12 protein-coding genes and 13 pseudogenes are annotated in these 20,845 nt (G+C 73.7%); 9 read left to right on the forward strand and 16 right to left on the reverse strand.

Annotated elements, in window-relative coordinates; genetic code table 11:
- Nucleotides 1–55: 55 nt before the first annotated feature.
- On the forward strand, nt 56–570 hold a 515-nt coding region (locus tag FF86_RS14735; RefSeq protein ID WP_242418778.1), incomplete at its 3' end, for an alpha/beta fold hydrolase.
- A gap of 1 nt (nt 571) precedes the next feature.
- Nucleotides 572–841: pseudogene (locus FF86_RS48745) on the forward strand (alpha/beta fold hydrolase); the annotation flags it as partial.
- A 15-nt stretch (nt 842–856) separates the two neighbouring features.
- Here the strand turns inward: FF86_RS48745 and FF86_RS48750 are convergent.
- A complete protein-coding gene (locus FF86_RS48750; protein WP_242418779.1) occupies nt 857–1,024 on the reverse strand; it encodes a hypothetical protein in 168 nt (55 codons plus the stop codon).
- 37 nt (nt 1,025–1,061) lie between these two features.
- Here FF86_RS48750 and FF86_RS48755 point away from each other — a divergent pair.
- Both FF86_RS48755 and FF86_RS48760 read left to right on the forward strand, forming a co-directional pair.
- Nucleotides 1,062–1,135: hypothetical protein (locus FF86_RS48755; protein WP_242418788.1), on the forward strand; the 74-nt coding region annotated here is incomplete at its 3' end.
- 1 nt (nt 1,136) lies between these two features.
- Nucleotides 1,137–2,429, forward strand: coding sequence for an MFS transporter (locus FF86_RS48760; RefSeq protein ID WP_304438145.1), 1,293 nt, complete (start codon nt 1,137–1,139; stop codon nt 2,427–2,429).
- Here the strand turns inward: FF86_RS48760 and FF86_RS66490 are convergent.
- Together FF86_RS66490 and FF86_RS48765 are read right to left on the reverse strand one after the other, a co-directional pair.
- Nucleotides 2,400–2,740, reverse strand: a pseudogene (locus tag FF86_RS66490) (NADP oxidoreductase); the annotation flags it as partial. The gene FF86_RS48760 and the pseudogene FF86_RS66490 sit on opposite strands and share 30 nt — an antisense overlap.
- A 1-nt stretch (nt 2,741) precedes the next feature.
- A pseudogene (locus tag FF86_RS48765) lies at nt 2,742–3,077 on the reverse strand (NADPH-dependent F420 reductase); the annotation flags it as partial.
- A gap of 95 nt (nt 3,078–3,172) precedes the next feature.
- Between FF86_RS48765 and FF86_RS62425 the strand changes: the two are divergent.
- Both FF86_RS62425 and FF86_RS48775 read left to right on the forward strand, forming a co-directional pair.
- Nucleotides 3,173–3,428, forward strand: a 256-nt coding sequence (locus FF86_RS62425) for a helix-turn-helix domain-containing protein (RefSeq protein ID WP_255355796.1), incomplete at its 3' end; no start/stop codon positions are given.
- A 1-nt stretch (nt 3,429) separates the two neighbouring features.
- Nucleotides 3,430–3,568, forward strand: a pseudogene (locus tag FF86_RS48775) (hypothetical protein); the annotation flags it as partial.
- 990 nt (nt 3,569–4,558) lie between these two features.
- Here the strand turns inward: FF86_RS48775 and FF86_RS48780 are convergent.
- A pseudogene (locus FF86_RS48780) lies at nt 4,559–5,510 on the reverse strand (serine/threonine-protein kinase); the annotation flags it as partial.
- Between the two features lie 410 nt (nt 5,511–5,920).
- On the opposite strand from FF86_RS48780, the gene FF86_RS14760 reads away from it, so the two are divergent.
- From FF86_RS14760 to FF86_RS48785, 3 genes are all read left to right on the forward strand, one after another.
- Nucleotides 5,921–6,715 (forward strand): cyclopropane-fatty-acyl-phospholipid synthase family protein, encoded by a 795-nt coding sequence (locus FF86_RS14760; protein ID WP_044888530.1) that lies wholly within the window; start codon nt 5,921–5,923, stop codon nt 6,713–6,715.
- Nucleotides 6,716–7,001: 286 nt separating this feature from the next.
- Nucleotides 7,002–8,771, forward strand: a complete 1,770-nt coding sequence (locus tag FF86_RS14765) for an MFS transporter (RefSeq protein WP_044888529.1) — start codon at nt 7,002–7,004, stop codon at nt 8,769–8,771.
- Nucleotides 8,749–9,414 carry a MarR family winged helix-turn-helix transcriptional regulator gene (locus FF86_RS48785; RefSeq protein ID WP_236706520.1) on the forward strand — a complete coding sequence of 222 codons (666 nt, stop codon included), beginning with the start codon at nt 8,749–8,751 and terminating at the stop codon, nt 9,412–9,414. The genes FF86_RS14765 and FF86_RS48785 overlap by 23 nt, the downstream gene beginning before the upstream one ends.
- Nucleotides 9,415–9,430: 16 nt before the next feature.
- Here FF86_RS48785 and FF86_RS14775 read toward each other — a convergent pair.
- From FF86_RS14775 to ppc, 12 genes and pseudogenes are all read right to left on the reverse strand, one after another.
- On the reverse strand, nt 9,431–9,685 hold a 255-nt coding region (locus FF86_RS14775; protein WP_242418780.1), incomplete at its 5' end, for a BlaI/MecI/CopY family transcriptional regulator.
- 1 nt (nt 9,686) lies between these two features.
- Nucleotides 9,687–10,105, reverse strand: a pseudogene (locus tag FF86_RS64110) (hypothetical protein); the annotation flags it as partial.
- A gap of 1,010 nt (nt 10,106–11,115) precedes the next feature.
- Nucleotides 11,116–12,099: an ABC transporter ATP-binding protein gene (locus tag FF86_RS14785; protein WP_052681608.1), complete on the reverse strand. Its 984-nt coding sequence runs from the start codon at nt 12,097–12,099 to the stop codon at nt 11,116–11,118.
- The coding region (locus FF86_RS48790; RefSeq protein WP_396229889.1) for an ABC transporter permease subunit at nt 12,072–12,294 on the reverse strand (223 nt) is incomplete at its 5' end. The genes FF86_RS14785 and FF86_RS48790, both read right to left, overlap by 28 nt.
- A 1-nt stretch (nt 12,295) precedes the next feature.
- Nucleotides 12,296–12,995, reverse strand: a pseudogene (locus FF86_RS14790) (ABC transporter permease); the annotation flags it as partial.
- Between the two features lie 268 nt (nt 12,996–13,263).
- Nucleotides 13,264–13,931 (reverse strand): annotated as a pseudogene (locus FF86_RS48800) (ABC transporter substrate-binding protein); the annotation flags it as partial.
- Between the two features lies 1 nt (nt 13,932).
- Nucleotides 13,933–13,991 (reverse strand): annotated as a pseudogene (locus FF86_RS62435) (hypothetical protein); the annotation flags it as partial.
- A gap of 530 nt (nt 13,992–14,521) precedes the next feature.
- Nucleotides 14,522–15,355 (reverse strand): annotated as a pseudogene (locus FF86_RS14800) (TauD/TfdA dioxygenase family protein); the annotation flags it as partial.
- A gap of 563 nt (nt 15,356–15,918) precedes the next feature.
- Nucleotides 15,919–16,303 (reverse strand): annotated as a pseudogene (locus FF86_RS48815) (ROK family protein); the annotation flags it as partial.
- A 1-nt stretch (nt 16,304) separates the two neighbouring features.
- A pseudogene (locus FF86_RS48820) lies at nt 16,305–16,683 on the reverse strand (ROK family protein); the annotation flags it as partial.
- 1,096 nt (nt 16,684–17,779) lie between these two features.
- Nucleotides 17,780–17,842, reverse strand: a 63-nt coding sequence (locus FF86_RS48825; protein WP_242418790.1) for a phosphoenolpyruvate carboxylase, incomplete at its 5' end; no start/stop codon positions are given.
- A 1-nt stretch (nt 17,843) separates the two neighbouring features.
- Nucleotides 17,844–20,561, reverse strand: a pseudogene (ppc, locus tag FF86_RS14815) (phosphoenolpyruvate carboxylase); the annotation flags it as partial.
- Nucleotides 20,562–20,845: the final 284 nt, after the last annotated feature.

The raw sequence follows: 20,845 nt of genomic DNA on the forward strand, positions 1-20,845 counted from the left end.
GTCACGAGGAGATCGCATGNCCACCACCACGGACCTCTCGACGACCGTCCACCAGGTGCCCACGTCATCCGGCCCCGTTCCCGTCACCGTCACCGAGCGCGGGCAGGGCCGGGTCGTCCTGCTGCTGCACGGCGGCGCCGGTCCTGACTCGGTCGCCGGCTTCGCCGACCTGCTCGCCGCCCGCGGGCCGGCCCGGGTCCTGACCCCGAAGCACCCCGGGTTCGGCGGTACTCCCCGGCCCGACGGCATCGACTCCGTCCGCCGGCTCGCCGAGGTCTACCGCGGCCTGCTGGACCTGCTCGACCTCACCGACGTGACCGTCGTGGGGAACTCGATCGGCGGCTGGACCGCCGCGGAACTCGCCCTCGCCGCGCCCGGGCGGGTCGGACGCCTCGTCCTGCTCAACGCGGTCGGCCCGACCAGCGCCGAGCACCCCGTCGCCGACTTCTTCGCCCTGACGCTGGACGAGGTCGTGAACCTCAGCTACGCCGACCCGGACAGGTTCCGGATCAACCTGGCCGCGCTGACCGACGCGCAGAAGTCCGTCGCCGCGGGCAACCGGGCGGCCCTNCAGGCCTACGGCGGCCCGACGATGGCCGACCCGAGCCTGGCCGGACGGCTGGGCGGACTCGCCGTTCCCACGCTCGTGGTCTGGGGCGAGGCGGACCGGATGGCCGTGCCGGCCTACGGCCGGCAGTACGCCGCAGCCATCCCCGGCGCCGCCTTCCACCTGCTGCCCGCAGCCGGACACCTGCCGCATCTCGAGGCCCCCGAGGCGCTGCTGACCCTGCTCGTGCAGTTCGCGCAGTTCGTCGACGGCACGCCGACGGACGGACAGTAGCCGGCGAAGTCCTGATCATCCGACCGACCGGGAGGTCAGCGCCGTGTCCATGCCGATGTCCGCTCGACCACAGGAGATCGCCCGCCCCGCCCCATCGGCGGCGACCTCCTCGACGAGCTCCTCGACGACCTTCTCGAAGGCCGCGATCCTGACGCTCGCCTGCGTGGCCCAGTTCATGGTCATTCTCGACGTGTCCATCGTGAACGTGGCGCTGCCCGCGATGCGGCACGGCCTGGGCCTGAGCGCCGCGGGCCAGCAGTGGATCGTCACCGCCTACACCCTCGGGTTCGCCGGNCTGCTGCTGCTCGGCGGTCGGGTCGCGGACCTCGTCGGCGTCCGGCGTGTCTTCCTGGCGGGTCTGGCGGGGTTCACCCTGGCGTCGCTGGCCGGCGGTCTGGCGACCAGCGGCGCCGTGCTCATCGCCGCCCGGGCGGGCCAGGGAGTCTGCGCCGCGTTCCTCGCCCCGGCCACCCTCACTCTGATCACCACGACGTTCACCGAGCCCACGGCCCGCACCCGGGCCGTGGGCGCCTGGAGCACCGTGACGACCACCGGCGGGGCCGCCGGCGCGGTCCTGGGCGGGGTGCTCACCCAGTACCTGGGCTGGCGCTGGGTCCTGTTCGTCAACGTCCCGGCCGGCGCGGCCGTCCTCGCCGTGGCCGGCGGCCGCATCCCCGCCGCCGACGGGCGCGCGGCGGACGCCCTGCGCCGCCTGGACCTGCCGGGGGCCGCAGCCGTCTTCGCCGCGTTGACGGCGCTGGTCTACGGGGTGGTCAACACCGAGACTCACGGCCTGGCCGACCCCCGGGTCGCCGTTCCCCTCGCCGCCGCGGTGCTGCTGCTCGCCGGGTTCGTCGTGATCGAGTCCACTGCCGCGCAACCCCTGGTCCCCCTGGCGATGCTGCGCCGCCGCACCCTCGCCGGCGGGAACCTCATCATGATCTTCATCGGCGGGGCGCTGTTCCCGATGTGGTTCCTGCTGTCGCTGTACCTGCAGCAGGTCCTGCACCTCGGCGCCGTGCACACCGGGCTGTGCCTCCTTCCCGGCACCCTGGCCCTCATCGTCGGGGCCCGGATCTCCGTGCGCCTGCTCGCGACGCTCGGCCCCCGTCGCCTCCTCGCGACCGGCATGGTGCTGAGCACGGCCGGCTTCGCGTGGCTGTCGCGGGTCGGCGTCAGCGGCGACTACAGCACCGACGTGCTGGCACCGTTCCTGCTGACCGCTCTCGGCCTGGGCCTGGCGATCACCCCGGTCACCGTCACCGCCACCCAGGGGATCGACCGGGCGCACTCCGGCCTGGCCGCCGGCCTGGTCAACACCTCACGGCAGGTCGGCGGCGCGCTCGGCCTCGCCGCGCTGGCCACCCTCGCCGCCCACACCACCGCTGCTGCCCACGCCGTTGCCGTCCCCACCACCGCCGCGCGCCTGCAAACCCACTCCGTAGCCGCCGCCCTCGCCGACGGCTATGCTCACGCACTGCTCGGCGCAGCAGTCGTCACCGCCACCGCGGCCGTTGCCTCGCTCCTGCTTCCCGGCCGTCCGGCCGCATCGCGGCGGTCAGACCACCGAGCCGTCCGGGGACGGTGACTGGGTCGGGACGCGGGGGATGGCGGAGCTGGGGTCGACGCCAGCGAAGGCGAGGCCGATGACGAAGCCTGCGGCCTCCTCAAGCTGACGAGCGCGATCCAGCGGACCCAGCACGGCCGGCGTCCCGCCGACGGCGCGAATGAGCTCCCCGGTGATCCGCAATGCGCCGGCGTCGTCGCCGCAGATCACCACCGTCGCGTGTGCCGGGCCGGCAGCGTCGCCGGGCGGCGGCGCCGTCCACTGCTCGGCGGGGAACAGATGGAACGCCTTCACCACGTGGGAGCCGGGTGCCCAGGCGGCGATCTGGCCGGNGGCGGATGTCCCGGCCCCGGCGAGCAGCACTCCGACGCCATGTTCCACGGCGTTCGTCGGATCGATCAGGGTGGTCCCGGCCAGGGTGCCGGCGGCCGCATCGACGTCGCGCAGCACGTCCGCGACGCCGCTCCACAGCACCGCGAGCAGCACGGCGTCCTGCCCGGTGACCGCCTCCCGCGGAGTGTCGGCGCGTGTCCCGCCGCCCAGGCGTCCGGCGAGCGCCTCCGCCTTCGCCCGCGACCGACCGCCGATCACCAGCTCGTGCCCGGCGCGGACCCAGCCCGTGCCCAGTGCCTCGGCCAGGGCTCCGGTGCCCAGAATCCCGATCCGCATTGGTACCTCCCCATGTCGCCGACCGCTTCGGTGCCCACGGTAGAGATTTCGTTACGCACCGATCGGTGCGTGGGGAACCTGCGACGATGGCGGGAATGAGCAAGGCCGAGGACTCCTGCGTCGAACTGGTCGCGGACTGCCGCCTGCGGGCGACGACCGACCTGTTCGCCCATACCTGGGATCCCGTCGTCCTGATGGCGCTTCGCCCTGGCCCTCGGCGGCGCCGCGAGCTGCGGGCAGCGATCGGTGGCCTGAGCGACAAGGTCCTCACCGAGGCGCTGCGCCGGCTGTGCGCCCACGGTCTGGTGGATCGCCGGGCCTTCGCGCAGGCCCCGCCCCGGGTCGAGTACGNGCTGACCTCGCTGGGGCACAGCCTGGTCGAGGGCCCGATGCAGGCGCTCGGTGACTGGACGCGTGAGCATGGCGACGAACTCCTCGACGCCCAGGAACACGCGGCCGGGCCGCCGCCGTCGGCGCTGCGCCGTCGCTGACGGCGGCCGGGAGCCGTCAGCGGTCTCGGGTCAGGGTGCCGGTCGGGTTGCCGGTGCCGGGGGCCTCGGCGGCGAAGNGGACCGTGCCGTCCGCCTGCAGGAGCAGCGAGATCCGGCCGCCGTGGGAGCACGCGGAGATGCCAAGGATCTTCGGGTCCGAGCCCGTACCGGGGATGTCCTGCAGGGTCAGGCCGCCGGAGACGCTCACGAGCCGCAGATCGGCGGTGCAGCGGATGAGCTGCCCGTCGGGCTGGGTCAGCCCGTCGACGGTGATCTCGGAATGCGCCACGGCCTGCCCGGTCCGCCCCGGGTGCACCGTGACGACGGCGTTCTGCGCCAGGCCCGACGGGGTGGCGATCTCGCCACGCCAGGTGCCAACGTATCCGGCCGGCACCGCCGCGCCCGCGGTCACGGCCGGGCTCGTCGACGGGTTCGTCCCGGTGAGCCGTTCGCCGCCGACCGCCCCCGCCCCCGCCCCCGCCCCCGCCCCCGCCCCCGATGCCGCGCCCGCGGTTGCGCCGGACGTGGAACCCGCGCGGGCACCGCCGGCAGTGGCGGTGCCGCCGTCGGAGCCGCCGCCGAAGCCACGATCGACGATCAGCACCACGGCCAGGGCGACCAGAGCCAGACCGACGGCGGCCGCGGCCGCGAGGACCGCGAGGACGCGAGACCGTCGGCGTGGCGTCGCCGGCTGCCTGGGCGCGGCCGGCGGCCACGGCAGGTCCTGACCCGGCCGGGGCCCGGGCATCGAGCCGGTGCCGGGGCGCGAGGGTGTGCCGGGTGGCGGGAGGGCACTGGGTGCTGGAAAGCCGTCGGGTGGCGGGGTGTTACCGAGTGGTCGGTACGGATCGGGCGGCGGGGTGGTGCCAGGAGGCGGATACCCGCGCGGGTCGGAGGGGACGGTGCGGGTGCGGCCGCGATCCGGCCACGGTCCGTGGCTCGCGTCCGGGCCGGTGCTGGTGGGCGGCGGCTCGGGGTGGTTCGGAGTGNCAGCCGCATGCGGTGACCCGGTGCCGGACAGGCCCTGCGGCGGGGGCGGGCGGGTCGGGGCGTCGAGGTCGAGCAGGGCGACGGCGCGGCGGCTCAGGGCGGTGACGAGTGTCGCGGGCAGCCAGCCGGCGGCGATCAGCCCGGCCGCGCCACCGGCGGGCGCCAGCGCCGCCAGCACCGCGGCGGGGGAGGGGCGCTCGCCGGGGGCCTTGCGCAGGCAGGCGCCGATCAGGTCGCGCAGGTCGGCCGGCACGGCGGCCAGGTCCGGCTCCCGGGACAGGACGGCGTACATCATCGCCGGCACGGTGGTGGCCTGGAACGGGCCGGCGCCGGTCGCGGCGTGCACGAGCACCGCGCCGAGGGCGAAGACGTCGCTGGCCGGCCCGACGTCCCCGGTCCTGATCTGCTCGGGCGCCATGAACGCCGGCGAGCCGATCGCCGCCCCGGTGTGCGTCAGCGTGGTCGCATCGACCGCCCGTGAGATGCCGAAGTCGATGACCCGCGGACCGTCCAGGCTCAGCAGCACGTTGGACGGCTTGAGGTCCCGGTGCACCAGGCCCGCGCCGTGCACGGCGATCAACGCCTCGGCCAGACCCGCGCCGAGGGCCCGGACGGTGCGGGCTGGCAGCGGGCCGTGGGCGCGGACGGCCTCATGCAGCGACGGACCGGGCACGAAGGTGGTGACCAGCCAGGGCTGCTCGGCGTCGGGGTCGGCGTCGAGCACCGGGGCGGTCCACGCCCCGCCCACCCGACGGGCCGCGTCGACCTCGCGCCGGAACCGCTGGCGGAACTGCGGGTCGTCGGCGAACTCGGATCGGATCACCTTGATTGCCACGGTGCGCCCGCCTGGGCTGCGGCCGAGGTACACCCGACCCATGCCGCCGGCGCCGAGCCGCTGCAACAGCCGGTAGTCGCCGATCAGCTCCGGATCGTCGGGACGCAGGGGTAACACCGCAGTGCCCTCCCGATCCCGATTCGACCCGCACTGAGGATACGGGCGTGCGCCGGCTTGGATCCCAGCCGGGTAGGCGCGGCCAGGGCCGGGGGCGGAAAACCCGTTGCCGGCCCGGACCGGCCGGCCTAGCCTTGCCCGTAGACCCGTCGGGCCACGGCCCGGCGGCAAACATGGAGGATGCCATGGCTGCCCCGGGCCCCGTCCCGGGTCACCGGTGATCGCCCGGCCAGCCCGGTCCGGCGGCGGTCACGCGCAGCGCCGCGCCGGCCTCGGGCCGTTCCGCGGCGCACAGCCCGTCCGCGGAGCACTGCCGTCCGCCGTCGGGCTGACCGCGCGCGGCTGTCCTTCTCCCGGTGCCCCGCGACAGCAACGTCCTGTCGAGGTACCTCAATCGGGAGCATCCTGNGTTGTCCGAGCACACTCCGTCCACATACAGCCCATCCGCACACATCCCGTCCGCGTGGTACGCGGACTTCTTCACCGACCTTCCCAACGAGTTCTGGCGGCGCGCCGCCTCACCGGAATGGACCGCGGCCGACATCGACTTCGTCGAGGCCAGGCTCGGTCTGCCGGACGATTCGCGGATCCTGGACGTCCCGTGCGGCAGCGGCCGGCACAGCCTCGCCCTCGCCGCGCGCGGCCACCGGGTGACCGGGGTCGACCTGTCCACGGAGGCCATCGCCCACGCCCAGCGTGCGGCGCGGGTCGTCAGGCAGGCGGTGGCGTTCGAACACGGCGACATGCGCGACATCGGCCGGTTCGGCGTCTTCGACGCCGCGGTCTGCCTGGGCAACAGCTTCGGCTACCTGGATCTGGCCGGCACCCGCGCCTTCGCTGCGGCGCTCGGCCGGGCTGTCCGCCCGGGTGGCGGGCTGGTCGTCGACTTCGGTGCGACGGCCGAGTCGATCCTGCCCGGCTTCACCGGGGCGCCGCGCACCATGCGGACCGGCGACATCACCGTGGAGACGACCACCGAGTACGACGTCGCGGCGAGCCGGCTGATCAGCCGCTACCGCTTCATCCAGGGGGCCCGGCGGCTCGACGCCACCGCGCTGCACCACATCTACACGAGCGCCCATCTGGGCGACCTGCTGACGGACGCCGGGTTCACCGACATCCGACGCTATGCCGGCCCGGACGGCACGCCCTTCACCCTGGGCGCCGGCCGCCTCCTGCTCACGGCCCGGCGCGAGCCGGGGTGACGCCGATCGGCCCGGTGGTCGGAGGGGTCGGGACCGTATAGCGATGGGGAAGTGCTGGAGGTTGGTGACGGTCCCATGGGCTCGCCCTCGTCATCGGCCGCCAGCAACTCCCCGTGCTTCGCCGATCTCGTCGCGGCGGGCAGGACGGGCGGCGGTGCCGGGCGCACCGCGAGACCGTTGTAGTAGGCTAAAAATTGTTGATTTACAACTATCCGGGGGCGTGGTCAGGCTCGGCCGCCGCACAGTGCCGTCGGTGCCGGCCACGCCGCTCGCTGGGGAGCTGCCGATGTCCGACCTGACCCGGGGACGGCGACTACTCGTCCTGGCGATCTGCTGTATGAGCCTGTTCATCGTCGGGCTCGACAACACGATCGTGAACGTCGCGCTGCCGTCGTTGCGCCGCGACCTGCACGCCTCCGCCTCCGGCCTGCAATGGACGATCGACGCCTACACGCTGGTCCTGGCCAGCCTGCTCATGCTCGGCGGGTCGACGGGAGACCGGCTCGGCCGTCGCCGGGTCTTCCAGACCGGGCTGGTCCTGTTCACCCTCGGGTCGCTGCTGTGCAGCCTCGCGCCGAGCCTGACCTGGTTGATCGCCTTCCGGATGGTGCAGGCGGTCGGCGGGTCGATGCTGAACCCGGTCGCCATGTCGATCATCAGCAACACCTTCACCGACTCGCGGGAACGGGCCCGGGCGATCGGGGTGTGGGGCGCAGTGATCGGCGTCAGCATGGCGCTGGGACCGGTGCTCGGCGGGACGCTCGTCGAGTCGGTGAGCTGGCGGGCGATCTTCTGGGTCAACGTCCCCGTCGGCGTCGCGGCGCTGGTGCTCGCGGGCCTGTTCGTCCCGGAGTCGCGCGCGGCGCGGGCCCGCCGGTTCGACCCGGTGGGGCAGGCCCTGGTGATCGCCGTCCTGGCCGCACTGACCTACGGGATCATCGAGGCCCCGTCGGCGGGCTGGCTCGCCGCCCGGACGCTGGCGCTGTTCGCGGTGTCGGCGGTGGGGGCGGCCGTGCTCGTCCGCTACGAAGGCCGCCGCGCCGAACCGTTGCTGGACGTCCGCTTCTTCCGGGCGGCGCCGTTCGCCGGGGCGACCGGCATCGCCGTGTTCGCCTTCGCCGCGCTGGCCGGCTTCCTGTTCCTCAACACGTTGTACCTGCAGGAGGTCCGGGGCTACTCGCCGCTGCTCGCCGGGATCACCACCCTGCCGATGGCCGGGATGACGGTGGTGTCCGCGCCGATCGCCGGGCGGCTCGTGGCCAGTCGTGGGGCCCGCACGCCGCTGCTCATCGCGGGTGTGACGATGACGGCTGGCAGCGTGATGCTGACCGGGCTGGGTGTGAGCACCTCGATACCCTGGCTCGTGTCGGCGTATGTGCTCGTCGGGCTAGGATTCGGCATGGTCAACGCGCCGATCACCAACACGGCCGTGACCGGCATGCCGCAGTCCCAGGCCGGGGTGGCCGCTGGCATCGCCTCGACGAGTCGCCAGGTCGGGCAGTCCCTCGGCGTCGCGGTCATCGGGTCGCTCGCCGCGGCGCGCGTCGCCGGCCGCGCCGGGGTCGTCGACCCGACCAGTGCCGTCGGCTGGTGGACCATCGTGCTGTGCGGAGCGGGCGTGCTGCTGCTCGGAGCCGCGAGCACCGGTACCTGGGCGCGCGGCACCGCGCAGCGCACCGCCGCCCGGCTCGCCGCTGATGCCGCTGATGCCGCTGGTGCCGCTGGTTCTGTCGCCGATGCCGATGCCGATGCCGATGCCCGTCGGACGCCGGCTGCCCGGGACGCCGCGTCGGCGAGGCAGACCGAGGGCGACGGACCGGCCGCGGCCGGTCCGCGCCCCGGGGACACCCAGGGGGGCGGGCGGCACCGGCGTCCGGTGCGGCCCGCGGCGGCGGGGGTTGGCGGGAGCGACGAGCGCCGTGCCGGCCGCCCCGTCGGGCGGCAGGGCGCTTTCCGGCGGCGGTCCGGGGTGGGGCGCGCCGGCGCCGCGGCCCGGTCTCGGTCCCACGGTTCCTCCGGGCAGGATGGTCACGATGAGTTCGCTCCCACGCGCTGACCGGCGCGCTCCCGCGCTGACCGCTGCGGCGGTGGCCGACCCGACGGGCCCGACGCCCGCGCCCGTCGGCGTCTCCGTCGGGCGGCCCGTGCTGTCCGAGCCGTCCCGCCCGGCCCATGCGCCCGGCCCAGGCGAGGCAGCCGGGCCGACCGAGGCAGGCGCGTGCTCCGGGGCGGCGGTGCTGGCCGGGCGGGCGGAGAGGTCAGCGCGGGCGGCTCGGGTGTGGCGGCGGATCCGGGCGGTCGTGGTCGATCGCAACGAGCGCCGGCGAGAGGTCTGCGAGGCGCTCGATCTCAGCTTCATCCGGGTCAAGGCGCTCCTGGCGCTACAGGCCGGGCCACTGACGCTGGGCGAACTCGCCGCCGCCCTGTCGATCGACCGCCCCTACACCACCCTGACCGTTCACGAGCTGGAACGGCGCGGCCTGGCCGAACGCACCGTGCACCCGGACGACCGGCGCTCGAAGCTCGTCGAGCTGACCGCCTCCGGCCGGACGGCGGCCCGCCTCGCCGACGACATGCTCAACCGGCCGCCCGCGGCGCTCGTCGCACTCGACACGGCCGACCTCGCCGCGCTCGACCGCATCACCGCCCAGCTCGCCGGCGAGGACCCCGCCGGCGAGGACCCGGCCGCGACGCCGTAGGCGAATCCGCCGCTGATCAGGTCAGCGCGCGGAGAAGGACATCGCGCTGATCGGTGGAGAGTCGGCGGGCGAAGCTTCGCAGGACGCTGTCGGGATTCTCGCCGCGAAGCAGGAAGTCGAGCATCTGCCCCGCCGCGTGGTCGGCGGCCCGCCGCAGGGGACGGTAGGCGAAACCCCTTCCCCGCGGCGCCCGCTGGACCATCCCCTTGTTCACCAGCCGCAGCAGGGTCGTCGCGATCGTGCTCTGCGCGAGACCGGCGCCGAGGCGTTGNTGGACCTGGAAGGGCATCAACGGCTCGTCGGCCGACCACAGCAGGGTCAGGACGGCCCGCTCCAGATCCCCGGCCGCCCTCTTGGGCTGGGGCACGGCGGAGGCAGCCGGCGCTGCCATGACCGTCCCGGCCGAGCCGGCCGACGGCCGCGCCACGGTGGGGGCGGCGGTCGATCTGACCGCTCCTGTCGTCGCCGGGCCGGTGGTGGTTGCTGGGCCTGCCGTGGTTGCTGGGCCTGCCGTGGTTGCTGGGCCTGCTGTGGTCGCCGGGCTGGTTGTGGTCGCTGCACCGAAGGTGGTCGCCGAGCCGATCGTGGTTGCCGGGCTGATCGTGGTTGCCCGGCCGGTGCGGCTCATCGAGGTGCGAGCCGCCGGCAGCGACGGATTCGAGGCGGAAAGTGCCGGAAATGAGCGTGACATGGTTGCTCCGAGTCCTGGAGACCGGTGCTACGAAACGGATCCTGTGCGCCGCGACGGGCGGCGGTGGGTCAGGCCGCGAGGCGTGGCGGCCCGCGCCGCNCCACCACATGCCGAAGCCACAGCGAGCACGCCATGCCAGGCGGCCCGGAGGGGGCGGGAAATCGCGGGCTCGCGACCGTTGCGGGCACACCGTCGCCCGGTCGCGGGCGGTGCAGCCGGTCCACCGCGCGGCGGGCCACCCGCACCGCCCCGCGCGCGGCCTGCCAGAGCAGGCGCTCGCCGAGCGCGAGCCACCCGGCGAGAAGCAGCGCGGCGGTCAGGTGCAGGCCGAGCATCGCCGCCCCGCCGGGCACCAGGTCCACCGGCGACGCCGCCGTGAGCCCCACGTGGTTTCCCTCGCCGGCCATGCCGGCATGGCCGGCGGGGGCGGACAGCCCGAAGGCCACGTGCAGGCACGCCTGGACGGCGAGCACCAGCCCGACCAGCCGGGGCATCGACGCCCGGCGTTCCGACACGCCCCAGCAGACGCGCATCACCAGGACGATCCCCACCAGCGCGACCGCGACGGCCGGCGCCCTGCCGCAGGCGAGGACGTGCGCGGCCACCGCCAACCCGACAGTCAGCAGTGACGCCACCGTGGTCCGGGCGATCCGCCCGCCGCGGGTTGCGGCCCATCCGGCCGGCGGGCGCGGCACGGCCCCCACGCCGGTGCTGGTGCCGGTGCCGGTCGTGGGCTCCTCGGGCGGCGGCATGGCCGCCGGAGCCCCTCCCCTGCCCCGCGGACCGCCCTGACCCGTCACGGCATCAGAGTTTAGTGCGGGGACGACGATGATCCGCCGCATTCGGAGCCGCCTCGCACCCGTCCGATCACTCAGACGGCGTGGCGGCCGATCGTCCGGCCGATCCATCGGCCGCACGATCCGCCCGATGGTGGTTTCTGCGCGAACGGCCGCGGCGACAGCGGTGTGGTGCGGCCGGGNGGTGTGGTGCGGCCCGACCGCACGGAGGCGTCAGTGGGTGCCCGCCGCCAGGTCGTCCACGCCCAGCTCGGCGAGCAGCGTGGCGCGCAGCCGGTCGAAGGCGGGGTCGGCCCGTCGGCGCGGTGATGCCACCTCCACCGGGACGTCCAGGGAGAACCGGCCCTCGGTGAGCACGAGCACCCGGTCGGCGAGCAGGATCGCCTCGTCGACGTCGTGCGTCACGAACAGCACCGCCGGCTGGTGCCGCCGGCACAGGTGTTGGAGCAGGGCATGCATCCGGATCCGGGTCAGGGCGTCGAGAGCGCCGAACGGTTCGTCGAGCATGAGCAGATCCGGTTCCCGCACGAGCGCCCGCGCCAGCGCCACCCGTTGAGCCTCGCCGCCGGACAGCGTCGCCGGCCACGACCGTTCCCGACCGGCCAGACCGACCTCCGCGAGCGCCACGCGGCCGCGTTCGGCGATGTCCCGGCCGGCCAGGCCGAGCGTGACGTTCGGCAGGACCCGCTTCCACGGCAGCAGCCGCGCCTCCTGGAAGACGACCGAGCGCCGCCGGGCGGCCAGCACCTCGCCCTCCACACCATCGTCGAAGCCGCCCAGGATCCGGATCAGCGTGCTCTTCCCCGACCCGCTGCGGCCGAGCAGGGCGACGAACTCGCCCGGCGTGATCGTCAGATCGAGCCCGTCGAGCACCACCTGCTCGCCGAAGACGCGCCGCAGCCCGCGGACGCGCACCGCGACCCCGCTCGCAGCCCCTCCGCCGGCGGTCCCTCTGCCGGCATCCACGGTGCTAACGCTCACGGTGCCGGCGTCCACGGTGCCGGCGTCCACGGTGCTGGCGTCCACGGTGCCGGCGTCCCTGCGACGGGCTTCCTCGGCGTTCCTGGAGCTCTCGGTGTCGGCTCGAGCGAGGACGGCGACCCCGCCGCCCGCCCCCGGCGCAGGATCCGCCGCCGCCGCGTACGCCGGGTGCTGCGGATCCTGCGTGCTCACGTTCCGTCGAAGCTGCGGCGCCATGACAGCAGCGTCCTTTCCAAGAGGCGGACCAGGCCGTCGCTGACCAGCCCGAGGATTCCGTAGACGACCAGGCAGAGCACGATGATGTCGGTGCGGTTCCAGGACTGCGCGCTGTTGAGCAGATAGCCGAGGCCGGAGTCGGTGTTGACCTGCTCGGCGAACACCAGCAGCAGCCAGGCGACGCCGAGCGCCCAGNGCAGCCCGACGAGGAAGCCCGGCGCGGCCCCCGGCACGATGACCGAACGCACCAGCCCGAACCGGCCCAGCCCGAAGGTCTGCCCGGCCTCCACGAGCCGGGCGTCGACGCCGCGGATCGCCGCGTAGGTGTTCATGTAGATGGGGAACGCGACGCCGACGGTAATCAGAAAGATCTTGGCGCTCTCGCCGATCCCGATCCACACGATGATCAGCGGCAGCAGGGCGATGACCGGGATCGTGCGCAGGAAGTTCATCGCCGAGTCGACGACGTCCGAGGCCGTCCGGAAGAAGCCGGCGATGATGGCGAGCGCCAGCCCGATGCCGACGCCGAACAGCACGCCGGCCCCCACCCGGTACAGGGAGGCGCCGAGACTGTCGACGAGGTCTCCGTTGCGCCACAGCTCGCGGGCCGCGTCGAGGACGGCCGCGGGCGAGGCCAGCGCGCGATCGCTGACGAGGTCGAGCCCCGTCACGGCCCACCACAGTGCGAACAGCAGCGCCGGGCCGAGGAAGCGGCGCACCTCCGTCGGCACCCGACGCCGCCTGGTGGTGCGGCGCCGCCCGGCGGTGAGGTCCACCAGGACTACCTGGGACCGTCCCGCCGGTTCGGCTGCGGTCGTCGAAGGTTCGGCCGCGAGCGGACCGGGGGACGTCGCGTGCTGCCCGGCTACGTCGTGGTGCGAGATGCGTTCGGTCATCGGGCTTGCGGCGTGGAGACTGCGCCGTTCACGGCGGGGAGGAGACGCCGTCCCTTGCTGGTCACGGGTTGACCTGCCTTTCCAAGGAGATGAACCTGTCCCAGTACCGGCTCTGTTCGACCGCCGCGCAGGCGGTCGCGCGGAGTCGCATTGCGGCCCACTCAGGTTGCGGGGAACGCCTTCGCGAAGGCCGCGGTCAGCTCGCCGGTGAACGCGGGATCGAGCTCGTCGTCGACGTCGAGGGACTTCGGCAGCTCACCGACGCTGNCCAGCAGCCGGGCCTGCACCCGCTGGCTGGCCACGAAGGCGGGGGAGACCGGCCGGTAGCGGGCCTCGGGCAGCGAGTCGAAGTACTTGCGCGAGGCGACCGGATCCTGCTTGAGCTGGTCGACGTAGTACTTCTGGACCCAGACGGCGGCGTTTGCCTTCGGCCAGGACCAGGCCCGTGCCAGCCGCAGGACGAAGTCCTGGATCGCGGCGCGTTTCGCCGGGTTCTTCAGCGCCGACTTCGACGCGAGCAGCACCGAGTACTGCGGCAGCGGACGGGTCTGGATCTCGTAGGAGCCGGGAGCCTGCCTGGCGACGGCGGCCGTGTACTGCCGGGTGTAGACGATCGCGTCGACCTTGCCGGAGGCCAGCGTCGAGGTCAGGCTGGTGACGGGCACATTGACCGGGCTGATGTCGTCCTGGTTCAGGCCGGCGCCGTCGAGCTGGTTGAGCAGGTAGCCGTGCAGCGACGTGCCGAGGGTGAACGCGACCCGCCGGCCGCGCAGATCAGCCGGCGTGCGGATCCCGGAGCCGGCTCTCGCGATGATCGTCTGACTGTTCACCGGGTTCTCGGCGACGGAGATCGCCACGACACCGGCGTTCGCGGCGTTCGCGAACAGCACCGGCGTGTCACCCATGTAGCCGACGTCGAGGCGCCCCGCGCTGAAGNCGGCATTCATGTGCGGCCCGTCGGCGAACGTGCTGTAGGCCAGACCGTACGGGGCGCCCNTGGCCGCGCCGGACAGCGTCAGCGGCAGCTCCAGGGTCTTGCTCTGGTCGCCGATCCGCANCGTCACCCGCTGGTCGCCGGCCGCCGCCCGCGCGCCGTCCCCGCCGCCGCTGCCGCAGGCGGCCAGGACCACCGCGATGAGCACGGCGAGTCCGGCGGTCAGGAGGGAAGGACGCCGCGCCCACGGTCGTCGATGATGCATGGAGATCTCCCTGTCGGTCGGTCAGACCCGGCTGGTCGGTCAGACCCGGCTGGTCGGTTAAACTCGGCTGGTCGGTCAAACCCGGCCGGTGGTCGGCGGCCGTCCGGCGTGCGCCCGAAAGCCGCGAGGGAGACGGCCCTCGCGGCTCTCGGCGGATTTCTTGGCCCTCGGGGGGTCTCGGCCCTCGGCTGCGGACCGTCGGTCAGGCCCTGCGGGCCCGCCGGTTCAGTCTCGTCAGGTACCGAGGAAAGGCTCGCCGGCGACGAGTTCCGACTCTCGACCGTCCACGCCGACCGGGATGTCGCCCTCGATGGTCACCCGGTACANCACCCGGTCGAAGTCGAGGTGGCCGAGGTCGGACGGCCCCAGATGAGCGGTCGCCCGGTTGTCCCAGAACGCGACGTCGCCCTGGTTCCACTTGAACCGCACGGTGAACTCGGAGCGGGAGATCTGGTCGTAGAAAACGTCGAGGATCTGCCGGCTCTGCTTCGGCGAGAAGCCGATGATCTCGCCGTCCTTCGCGGTGAAGCTCGGGCTGACAAACAACGCCCGCTCGCCGGTCTCGGGGTGCACCCGCACCACCGGGTGGATTGCCACCAGCGGATTGGCGGCCACTCTGCGGCCGTACTCGCTGTCGCTGGGGAAGTTCCCGAAGCTGTGCCGGGCGCGCAGGCCGTCCGCCAGGTTCCGCAGCGGCTCGGGGAGCCCCTGGTAGGCCGCCACCAGGTTCGTCCACGCGGTGTCCCCGCCGTACGGGGGGATGACGTCGCCGCGCAGGATCGACGCGGTGGGCGGGTTCACCAGGGCGGTGACGTCGGTGTGCCAGCCGTTGTCGTAGGTGGCCTTCCGCTTGCCGAAGACCTTCGCGTATCGGCGGCTGTCGATCGGCAGGATCTCCGGGAAGCCGGCCGGCGGCGCCTCCTCGTGCGGGTGCGCCGGCGTCAGTCGGCCGAACCGACGCCCGAACGCGACCTGCTGGGCGTGGTCGATGTGCTGGTCCCGAAAGAAGACCACCTTCCACTGGTGCAGCGCCGAACGGATCTCCGCCACGGTCGCGTCGTCGAGCTCCTCGCGCAGGTCGATTCCGTGGATCTCGGCCCCCGTGTGGCCGGAGAGCGGGCGGACGTCGATGCCCAGGGCGGTGGGTGTGATGCTGGTCATCCTGCAGTTCCTCCAGGGCGGGAAAAGGAATGGATGAAGCTGGGAATGGGGCATCCGATGTTTTCGCGCGCTGCCGACCCAGGTCTTTGGCTGCACGCCTTCAGGGCAGCCGAAATCGNCCGGAATCGGCGACGGCCGAGGCGGCGTCCTTGTTTCAGGGGTGGCCGACGGAGCAGCCGGAAATGCAGGGGAGGATGGCAGTAGCGGCATCCTCGACGCGAGCCTGCCTGGATCTCCGCTCGGTACGGTGGAGGATATCCAGCGTCAACATCGGCGACAACACGGGCCGGGAGGCGGAGAAATNCCCCCGCCGCTGCGTCCGATGTTGTTCACGGACCAATCTTCGGTGATGAACGATGGGGCCGTCAATATTTTGCGTTCCGCTGAAATTAATTGCCGCGGCGGGTGAGCGGGGTGGCCGGACGGCGAGTAGAAGCCGCCCCCGCGGCCGGCCGCGGCGTCGTCAGGCCGGCCAGCAGACTGTGCGGGCTGCGGTGCACCGCGTCGAGCACCGCCGCGCCCGCGGCGACCGCGAGCACGTCGGGGCCGAAGCTGCTCGGCANCACCATCCGTTCGGGTTCGGCGCACACCCGGGAGTACGCGGAGATCTCGGCGAACAGGTCGGCCCGCAGGGCTGGCAGGAACAGGGTGGCGGCCTCGGTGAGAACGACGATCTCCGGATCCATCATGTCGACGAGCAGAGCGATCAGCCGTCCCACCACTCGCAGCCGGTCGCGGAAGAGCGCCACGGCGCGACGGTCGCCGCCGAGGGCCGTGGCCAGCAGGTCCTGCAGGTCCGGCCGGGAGATGATCCCCTCGCCCACGGCGTGCCGTAGCAGCGTGCGTTCGGACAGGGTCGCCTGCACGCAGCCGGACCGGCCGCATCGGCAGGGCGCGTCGCTGTCGGCGAGCCGCAGGTGGGCGATGCCGCCGGCGGCCGAGTTGGGGNCGATGTGCACCGAGCCGTCGGTGGCGAACGCGGCGTCGGCGACGTTGCCCACGAACAGGTGCAGCAGGCTGCGCCGGGCACGCGGGTCGCCGAAGAGGATCTCCGCCTGCGCCAGTGCCCGGGCGTGCCCGTCGACGTGCACCGGCAACCCGGTGGCCGCCGCCAGCACGGCGCGCACCGGCACGTCCCGCCAGTCCAGTGGCTCGTGCTCGACCACCAGGCCGAGCTCGGGGTCGACCCGACCGCCGGTGACCACGCCCAGCCCCAGCACCCGGCTTCCGGTGGCGTGCCGAGCGAGGAAGCCGGGCAGGTGCCGGATGATCATCTGGAGGACGGCCATGGCGTCTCCCTCCCGCGGCCGCTGCTCCCGGGCGACCACCTGGCCGCGCANGTCGACCACGCTGAAGGTCACGAACGGGACCGCGATGTGCACGCCGCAGGCGAGATGGCGCCGGGTGTCGACGTCGAGCGGCACATGCGGGCGCCCCACCCGCGGGGACAGCGAGCTCGCCGGGAGCTCGCGCAGCAGGCCCAGCGAGATCAGCCCCGCGGTCTGCCGTGACACCGCCGCCGGGCTGAGCCCCGTGGCCCGCCCGATCGCCGTGCGGGCGACCGGCCCGTGGTCGAGCACCGTCCGCAGGATCGCCGCCGCAGCGCCGGAGCCGATGCCACTGCCGGTCGACCCACTGCCGGTCGACCCACCGCGGGTCGGACCGGCCTCCGCCGGACCGCTGCCGGTCGAAGCGGCCTCTGCCGGGCCGGCTGACGGCGCCGTGCCTGCTCCGGGGGCGCCCCCGCGGCCGGAGGGCCGGGTGCGCGGGGCGCGGGTGGTCGGCGGCTCGCCGCGCAGACCCACCTCGTTGCGGACGGACACGCTGCGCTGGACGGACACGGGGAACCTCCTCGCGTCACAGCCGGGCCACGTGCGGCCGTTCCGCGGCGCGGGCGTGAGGCGTGCCGAGGCGCGCACCGTGGCGGCGTCTCGGGTGGATGACCGGGGCAGGGTCCCACCGGCGGCCCGCGGGTGCCACGCCCGGACGCGCTGTGACCGCGGCGCGTGACGATGACCGTGGTCGCCGACCACGGCCGGCGGGTCGGCTGGGTGGGAGGGGAGTCGTAGCGGACCTTGGGCCCCGTGGCGGTAGCCGGACCGGTAGGAGCGCCGCGACAAGCGCGGCGATCAACGACGCTTGCTCCGGCCAGGCTGCCTCAACGGCAGGAGCCGACCCGCCGTCCCGACTGTTCCGGCTCACGCGGCCGACCGCGGCGCGCGGCTTGGCCCTGAGACTCGGAAGGATCAGCGGCGAGGTCTACAGAGCGCGCTCGCGACGCGATGGAAGTCGATGTGGGCACGGCATACCAGGAGAAGGCGCCGGCTCATGCGTCCGACGGTAGATAGCGCACAACAGGTTGTCAACCAAGACAATTGAGAAGCTGCGCGAGGGTGGTTCGGTCCGGCGGCCGGCCGGGTGGAGTCAGCCGGTGTTGCGCAGGCCGGCGGCGATGCCGTTGATCGTCAGCAGCAGCGCCCGGCGCAGNAGGGGATCGGCGCCCTCCCCGGCGGCCCGGGCGCGCGCGAGCAGGGAGACCTGCAGGGCGTGCAGCGGGGCGAGGTAGGCGTCGCGGACCTCGAGGGTGTGGCGCAGCGTCGGGGTGTTCTCCAGCAGCTCGGCCTGGCCGGTGACCGCGAGGACCTCGGTGACCGTGCGGGCGTGTTCGGCGCGGATCGCCTCGAAGATCGAGCCGCCGTCGTCGCCGGCGAGGGTCGAGACGTACCGCTGGGCGATCGTGAGGTCCGACTTGGCCAGGGTCATCTGCACGTTGCCGAGGAAGGTCCGGAAGAAGTGCCACGACCGGTACATCTCGGCGAGGGTGTCGCCGGCCCCCGCGGCCCGGGCCGCGGCCAGGCCGGTGCCCACGCCGAACCAGCCGGGCAGGATGATCCGCGACTGCGTCCAGCCGAACACCCAGGGGATCGCGCGCAGGTCGGCGAGCCCCCCGGATCCGCCGGGCCGTCGCGACGGCCGGGAGCCGATGTTGAGGTTGCCGAGCTCCTCCACCGGGGTGGCGGCGAGAAAGAACGGCACGAGCGCCGGATCGCCGACGAACGCCTGGTAGGAGATTCGGGCCGAATCCGCGACGGCCTGCATGGTCTCGTTCCACCCGGCGAGGGTGGTCGGGTTCAGCCGCGAGGATCGGTGCAGGATCGACGCCTCGACCACGGCCGCGAGGGTGATCTCCAGGTTGTGCCGGGCGAGCTGGGGCAGCGTGTACTTGTCCGAGATCACCTCGCCCTGCTCGGTGACCTTGATCGAGCCGTCCAGCGTGCCGAACGGCTGCGCCATGATCGCCTCGCCGCTCGGGCCGCCGCCGCGGCCGACGGAGCCGCCGCGGCCGTGGAACAGCCGCAGCACGACGCCGTGGCGGCGGGCGACGTCGCGCAGTTCCCGCTGCGCCTTGTGGATCTCCCACTGGGACGCGGTGATCCCCGCGTCCTTGGACGAGTCCGAGTAGCCGAGCATGACCTCCTGCACGTCGGCGCGGGCACGCACCAGCGAGCGGTAGGAGGGGTCGGACAGCATGCCGTCGAGCAGCGAGCCGGCCGCCCGCAGCTCGGCCACCGTCTCGAACAGCGGGACGAAGCCGATGCGGGCCCAGGCGGGGCGGTCGGCGAAGCCGAGCCCGACCAGGCCGGCCTCTCGAGCGAGTACCACCACGGCCAGGATGTCGTCGACGTCGCGGGTCATCGAGACGATGTAGCTTTCGATGACATCCCCGCCGAAGCGGTCCAGCGCCTCCCGGACGGTGCGCATCAGCTCCAGCGTGCCCAGCACCGCCGGGGGCAGCGGCGGCGGCACGGCGCCGAGCAGCGGCCGACGCCGAGCGAGCTCCGCGGACAGCAGAGTGCGCCGCTCGGGCCGGTCGAGCTGGGAATAGGGGACGTCGAGCTCCCCGACCTGGTCATACACCGCGGCCAGGGCGGCATGGTGCTTGTCGGCATGCTCGCGGATGTCGAGGGTGGCCAACGACAGCCCCATCGCGCGCGCGGTGCGGATCACGCGCAGTAGCGGGCCGTCCGCGACGAGAGATCCGTTGCCGGCGGCGAGCGAGGCGCGCATCACCTCCAGGTCGTCGAGCACCTCGGCTACGCCGCCGTAGTCCCGCCCGGGCACGTGCGGCGAGCCGGCGGCCAGCCGTTCCCGGGTGCCGGCGAGCCTCGCCAGGATGTAGCTGCACTTGAGCCGGTAGGGCTCCTCGGCGTTGAGCCGGATGTAGCGGTCGTGGACCTCGGGCAGCGCCTGGCGGTCCGCGGCCAGCGAGGACAGCAGCTCGTCGCCGACCCCCACCACCCGGGTCGACGCCGTCAGCTCCTTGATGAGCTGCTCGACCTGGGAGGTCAGCAGCCGGATACCGAACTCGTGCTGGAGGGTGAGCACCTCCAGGGTGACCGCCGGGGTCACGTTCGGGTTGCCGTCGCGGTCACCGCCGGCCCACGAGCCGAACCGCAACGGGTGCGCCCCGGCCGGCAGCGTGAGCCCCACCCGGGCGAGTGCCAGGTCGAGTTCCTCCAGCAGGTCGGGTAGCACCTCGGTGGCGATCAGCTCCAGGTAGTAGGCCGCCGAGCGGGCCTCGTCCGCCGGCTTCGGCCGTTCCACCCGCAGCTCGTCGGTCTGCCACAGCACGTCGACCATCTCGGCGAGGCGCCGCTGGGTGCGGTCCCGGTCGGCGGCCGGCGCCGCGCCGTCCGGGCTGTCCGCGTCGAGCAGGTCGGCGATGCGGCGCAGCGTGTCGAGCACCGAGCGGCGGCTGGCCTCGGTCGGATGGGCGGTGAAGACCGGGCGCAGCTCCAGGCGCCGCGCGATCGACTCGGCCAGCGACCGGTCGAGGGTGCCGGCGTCGAGCGCGGCGGCCATCCGGGCGAAGGTCTCCGCCAGCGGGCCCTGCGCCCGGTCGGACAGCTCCCGGGACCGGTGTAGCTGCTCGGTGATGTTGGCGAGCTGGAAGTAGGAGGTGAAGGCGCGGGCGAGCACGATGGCCGTCTGGTCATCCACGGTGGCGAGCAGCCGACCGAGTTCGGCGCCGTTGTCGGAGCGGCGGGCCAGCGCGCGGACCTGCTCGACGAGCGCGAGCGTCGCCGCGCCCTCGTGCCGGGTCAGGGCCTGACCGAGCAGATCCCCGAGCCGGCGGACCCCCGCCCGCACGGCCGCATGGCGGGCGTCGGAGGAGACTCCACCGGCGAAGGCGCCGGGATCCGCGNCCAGCTCGTCGAGGGCCGTACTCGCGCTCCGCTCGGTCGTCACGCCGCCTCCGGTGGTTCGACTGGGTTCACCTGGGTTCGTTCACCTGGGTTCGTTCACCTGGGTTCGTTCGCCTGGTTCTGCCTGGTTCTGTCGTGGCCCGAATGGGTCTGCCTGGGTTCGCCGAGAGGCCGGACACGACGACCGCGAGATCGTCAGGGGCCGGCGAGACCGTCCTGCGCCGACGCGGCCTAGTAGACCGTCGCCACTAATGTTTGGGGTATAGGTGGCGGAGTTTGGTGC

It is taken from the genome of Frankia sp. CpI1-P, assembly GCF_001421075.1.
In the GTDB taxonomy this organism is placed as follows: Bacteria; Actinomycetota; Actinomycetes; order Frankiales; family Frankiaceae; genus Frankia; species Frankia torreyi.

Bases quoted from the DNA above. Each gene is read 5' to 3' on its own strand.
- FF86_RS48785 (WP_236706520.1), top strand. From the start codon at position 8,749: ATGAGTTCGCTCCCACGCGCTGACCGGCGCGCTCCCGCGCTGACCGCT.
- FF86_RS14765 (WP_044888529.1), top strand. From the start codon at position 7,002: ATGTCCGACCTGACCCGGGGACGGCGACTACTCGTCCTGGCGATCTGC.
- FF86_RS48750 (WP_242418779.1), bottom strand. From the start codon at position 1,024: ATGACCATGAACTGGGCCACGCAGGCGAGCGTCAGGATCGCGGCCTTC.
- FF86_RS14785 (WP_052681608.1), bottom strand. From the start codon at position 12,099: ATGGCGCCGCAGCTTCGACGGAACGTGAGCACGCAGGATCCGCAGCAC.